Origin of the sequence: Bacillus sp. EE-W1, assembly GCF_009760835.1 — a bacterium.
GTDB lineage: Bacteria > Bacillota > Bacilli > Bacillales > Bacillaceae_G > Bacillus_A > Bacillus_A wiedmannii.
The window spans coordinates 1-5,240 of the sequence record NZ_WIPE01000023.1 but is presented as its reverse complement, the minus strand read 5'-3'; the positions used below and the strand labels follow the sequence as shown (position 1 = coordinate 5,240).

Genomic DNA, 5,240 nt, shown 5'->3' with positions numbered 1-5,240 from the left:
AGGGTGGCAACGGCTCTCAAGGTGGCAATGTAAAAGATAATGCGAAAGAACAAGGCGATAAGTTACCTAATACGGCAACACATTATCCTGCATCTATTTTAATGGGACTTTCAACATTCCTAATCGGTATGTTACTATTTATTCGCCGTAAAAACGCAAAATAAAAACACATCCTTCCATCTAAAACATACATGAAACAAATTGCAAAACTAAAAAGGACTTTGGATTGCATTTTATTATGCAGCCCAAAGTCCTTTTTATCATCTATCAAAAAAGCATTAATACGCTTTTCCCCAATACACCATTTGTTTAGCTTCTTTACCACAACAAATACATTCGTCAGCTAAATGCTCTTGCTCAAAAGGCATACAGCGAGAAGATACTCCAACTTCTTCTTTTAGTTTCTCTTCACAAGCTAATTCTCCGCACCACATTGCCTTAATAAATCCTTGCTTTTCATCAGCTACTTTTTTCATCTCTTCGAAATTCGTCACACTATATGTATTCTCATCGCGGAATACTTTTGCCTTATTAAATAAAGAATTATGAATTTCCTCAAGTAGTGCTGGAATACGCTCTTCTAATTGATCTATTGATATAAATTCTTTTTCTTTCGTATCTCTTCTTACAAGTACAACTTGATTCTTTTCAATATCTTTAGGACCAACTTCTAATCGAATTGGAATACCCTTCATTTCATACTCATTAAATTTCCAGCCTGGTGTTTTATTACTAGCATCTATTTTTACTCGTGCAACCTTTTGAATATGTTCTTGTAACTCTGTTGCTTTCGCTAAAACTCCTTCCTTATGCTGCGCAATTGGTACAATAACAACTTGCACTGGTGCAACTTTAGGAGGCATTACAAGACCATTATTATCGCTATGAACCATAATAAGTCCACCTATCATTCTTGTTGATACACCCCAAGATGTTTGGTGTACATATTGCCACTTACCGTTGCGATCTAAAAATTTAATATCAAATGCTTCAGAGAAATTCGTTCCAAAGTTATGGGATGTTCCTGTTTGAAGTGCTTTCCCATCATGCATTAAACTTTCGATCGTATAAGTTGCCTTTGCTCCTGCAAACTTTTCTTTTTCTGTTTTTTGCCCTTTAATTACTGGTATCGCTAAATAATCTTCACAGAAAGAAGCATATAGATTTAAAATATGTAACGTTTCAGCTTGCGATTCTTCTGCTGTTTCATGAATTGTATGGCCCTCTTGCCATAAGAATTCCGTTGTACGAAGGAATGGTCTCGTTGTTTTCTCCCAACGAACTACTGAACACCACTGATTATATAGCTTTGGCAAATCATTATAGGATTGCACAATTTTTGAAAAATGCTCGCAGAATAAAGTTTCAGATGTAGGGCGTACACAAAGTCTCTCCGCTAATTTTTCATCCCCGCCATGTGTCACCCATGCTACTTCAGGAGCAAATCCTTCTACATGATCCTTCTCTTTTTGCAATAAGCTCTCTGGGATAAACATTGGCATATATACATTTTCATGACCAGTTGCTTTTAACTTTTCATCCATAACTTTCTGCATATTTTCCCATAAGGCATAACCGTACGGACGTAGAATCATACATCCTTTTACACTTGAATAATCAACAAGTTCTGCTTTTTTTACAATATCTGTGTACCACTGTGCAAAATCCTCTTCCATCTTCGTAATCGCTTGTACTTGTTCTTTTGCCATAGTCAATCTTCCTCCTTTTGAAAATACAAAAAAGCCCGTGTCCCTAAATAGGGACCGAGCTTTGCCGGCGTTACCACCCTGATTCATGCACAAAAATTGTGCATGCTCTCTTTTTGATAACGGGAAATTCCCGCTGCATATGCAGAACGCAAAGGTAGGTTCCATATCGCCTTTTTAAGAATCTTTCAGCCTAGCGGATTCTCTCTCTGCTAAAAAGGTTGAACATGTACTAGTCCTTTTTCATCGTTATAACGAAATAAATTTGTTGATTATCATAATACAAATTCTTTTTTTAAACAATAGCTAATTTTCTCATTTTTATATATTCTTTTCATTTTCTGCAGTTTTATACGTAGCTTTTTCGCGAGATTTTTACCAGTTGATGTGCAATCATACCGATAAGTGTACCAAGTAGAACGAAGAAACCAATAAATCCATATCCCATTCCTTCCCATCCACCAATCACCATCATTGTAACGGGAAAGGATGCTAAGCAAAGAAGTATTAAACTAAGTGCAAATATAATATCGAACTGTTTGTTTGGAAACCGTTTCTTTAGTAAATACGAAATAGTAAATACAAGGATAATCGTAATTCCGCCAATGATGTAAAAGATACTAAATCCATCTAGCCAATCCATAGTATTCCCTCCTTCCATTCATTCCCTTATACTTAATTATATGTTTAATTTTTCTGAAAATAAATAATAAATTTTTACCTAGAAATATATTTTTATTACTAGGTATTAGTAGTAATATATAAGAATAGGTTTTATATAATCAGGAGGGAACTTTATGGATAAAGCATTAACAAATCACGTCATTATTTTATCTTTCGATTGCTTATCAGCTTTAGATTTTCCTATATTACAAAAACTCCCTAATTTTCAAACATTAATAAACAAGGGCGCGATGGCGAGAAAAGTGGAACCTATTTATCCTTCTGTAACATATCCAAGTCACTCAACAATCGTTACTGGAAACTATCCTAATAAACATGGCGTAGTTAGCAATACGTTACTTCAACCTGGACGCGAGTCACCAGATTGGCATTGGTACCGAAAATCCATTAAAGGAACAACGTTATACGATGAAGCACATAAAGCAAATTTAACGACAGCTGCCCTTCTATGGCCTGTTACCGGCAGAGCAAATATTGATTACAATTTACCTGAAATTTTTCCAAATAGACCGTGGCAAAATCAAATCTTAGTTTCATTATTTAGCGGTAGCCCACTATATCAATTAGATTTGAATCAGCGTTTTGGTCATATAAGAAATGGCTTATCACAGCCTGAACTCGATGATTTCGTACTTGCATCTGCTGTGCATACAATCCAGACGAAGAAGCCTAATGTCATGTTTATACATTTCACCGATTTAGACACTCAAAGACACTATCACGGCTTTGAATCTAACGAAACAATAGCTGCTATCCATAGACATGATGAACGGCTAGGAAAAATTATTCAAGCTTTAAAAGACAGTGACCTATACGAAGAAAGTACAATTATCGCTCTCGGTGATCATAGCGCTTTAAGTGAAAACAAAGCCATTCAATTAAATGTACTATTTCATCAAAATGGGCTTATATCTATAAATTCAAAAGGAAAATTAGTAGACTGGAAGGTCTATTGCCAAAGTTGCGACGGCTCTGCCTATGTATATGTGAAAGACAAAAATGATACGGATACAATTCGAAAAGTACAACTACTACTTGAAGAGTTACTTCAAAATAAACAAAACGGTATTGAATTTATGCTTCATGATGAAGCTGCAAAAGACTGCGGTGCAGATGGTAATTGTTTATTTATGTTGGAAGCACAAGAAGGATATTATTTCACTGAAAACTATACAGGCGATTTTATAAAAGAAATTACTGAAAAAGATGTTACGCCCAGTAAAAAATATACATTTGGTACGCATGGGTACTCTCCAACAAAACCTAACTATGAAACAATTTTTATCGCTGCTGGGAAAGGGATAAAAAGCGGCGTTACCATTCCGTACATGAGACTTATTGATGAAGGTCCAACTATCGCTAGACTACTCGGTTTACACTTAGGTGAAACAGACGGATCAATTGTAGAGGATTTACTTCAATTGTAAAGAACTGTGTATATATGTAAAAGTTATGTAAAAATCATAACTGTTTCTCTTTTTATAATTTTTATTTTTGTACACTGTTAGTAGAACAATTTAAGGGGGAACATTATATGAAAAAAATGTCCAGACAAGAAAAAAGCTGGATATTATACGATTGGGCGAACTCGGTATATTCGCTCGTCATTACAACTGCATTATTCCCAATTTACTTTAAAGCAGCTGCAAAAGAAGCCGGACTATCTGGTGCAACTTCAACGGCATATTGGGGATATGCAAACTCTTTCGCTACACTTTTAATTTCTATACTTGCCCCTATTCTCGGCACAGTTGCTGATTATAAAGGATTTAAAAAACGATTTTTCACATTCTTCTTTGGACTCGGTATCGTATTTACAAGTATGCTAGCAGTCGTCCCAACATCTCAGTGGTACTTATTACTAGGCTGCTATATGCTCGCATTAGTCGGTTTTGCGGGAGCAAACATTTTTTATGATGCATTTTTAGTAGATGTTACCTCTAAAGATAGAATGGACCGAATTTCTACAAGAGGCTTTGCATTAGGTTATATTGGAAGCACAATTCCTTTTATCGGTTGTATCGCTCTTATTATTCTTGCTCAAAAAGGAACTATCCCTTTATCAGTCGGCATTGCTAGTCAAATTTCGTTCGCAATAACAGCTCTTTGGTGGGGATTATTTACAATTCCAATGCTAAAAAATGTAGAGCAAACACATTATATTGAACGTCATCCAAGACCAATTGCAATGAGCTTCAAACGCCTTGCTGATACTTTTAAAAATATTAAAGAATATAAAACCGTATTTATGTTCCTAATCGCTTACTTCTTCTACATTGACGGGGTCGATACAATTATTACTATGTCTACCGCTTACGGAACAGATCTCGGTATTAGTGCAACGAATCTATTAATCATCTTATTTGTCACACAAATTGTAGCTTGTCCATTCGCCTTATTATACGGAAAGTTATCAGAAACATTTACAGGTAAAAAAATGCTATACGTCGGTATTATTATTTATATCATTATCTGCATATATGCTTATTTCTTAAAAACGACACTCGATTTCTGGATTTTAGCAATGTTAGTTGCCACTTCTCAAGGTGGTATTCAAGCACTTAGTCGGTCCTATTTTGCAAAACTAGTACCAAAAGAATCTGCAAATGAATTCTTCGGATTTTATAATATCTTTGGTAAATTCGCGGCAATTATGGGTCCAGTATTAGTCGGTGTTACAACGCAATTAACAGGAAAAACCAACGCTGGTGTCCTTAGTATTATTGTACTGTTCGTTATCGGTGGATTCTTACTAACTAGAGTTCCCGAAAATGATACGTCCGTTACACCACCTAGTCCAAAAACTAAAACGCTATAAGAAAAAGATCCTCTTCTCATGAGAAGAGGATC

General features: G+C 35.4%; 5 protein-coding genes and 1 other annotated feature. Of the genes, 3 read left to right on the top strand and 2 right to left on the bottom strand.

The annotated features are described in order from the left end of the window. On the top strand, nt 1-164 hold a 164-nt coding region (locus tag GFJ36_RS01885), incomplete at its 5' end, for an LPXTG cell wall anchor domain-containing protein (RefSeq protein ID WP_157349438.1). A gap of 114 nt (nt 165-278) precedes the next feature. Here the strand turns inward: GFJ36_RS01885 and proS are convergent. Both proS and GFJ36_RS01875 read right to left on the bottom strand, forming a co-directional pair. Continuing rightward, entirely contained in the window at nt 279-1,709 is a 1,431-nt protein-coding gene (gene proS, locus GFJ36_RS01880) for a proline--tRNA ligase (protein WP_088061622.1), read from the bottom strand. 46 nt (nt 1,710-1,755) lie between these two features. Continuing rightward, nucleotides 1,756-1,962, bottom strand: a binding site (T-box leader). Between the two features lie 93 nt (nt 1,963-2,055). Beyond that, nucleotides 2,056-2,349, bottom strand: coding sequence for a YesK-like family protein (locus GFJ36_RS01875; RefSeq protein WP_060486918.1), 294 nt, complete (start codon nt 2,347-2,349; stop codon nt 2,056-2,058). A gap of 154 nt (nt 2,350-2,503) precedes the next feature. Here GFJ36_RS01875 and GFJ36_RS01870 point away from each other — a divergent pair, with 154 nt between their 5' ends. Further along, entirely contained in the window at nt 2,504-3,817 is a 1,314-nt protein-coding gene (locus GFJ36_RS01870) for an alkaline phosphatase family protein (protein ID WP_087982310.1), read from the top strand. Nucleotides 3,818-3,924: 107 nt separating this feature from the next. Next, a complete protein-coding gene (locus tag GFJ36_RS01865) occupies nt 3,925-5,208 on the top strand; it encodes an MFS transporter (RefSeq protein ID WP_000738835.1) in 1,284 nt (427 codons plus the stop codon). The last annotated feature ends 32 nt before the right edge of the window (nt 5,209-5,240 follow it).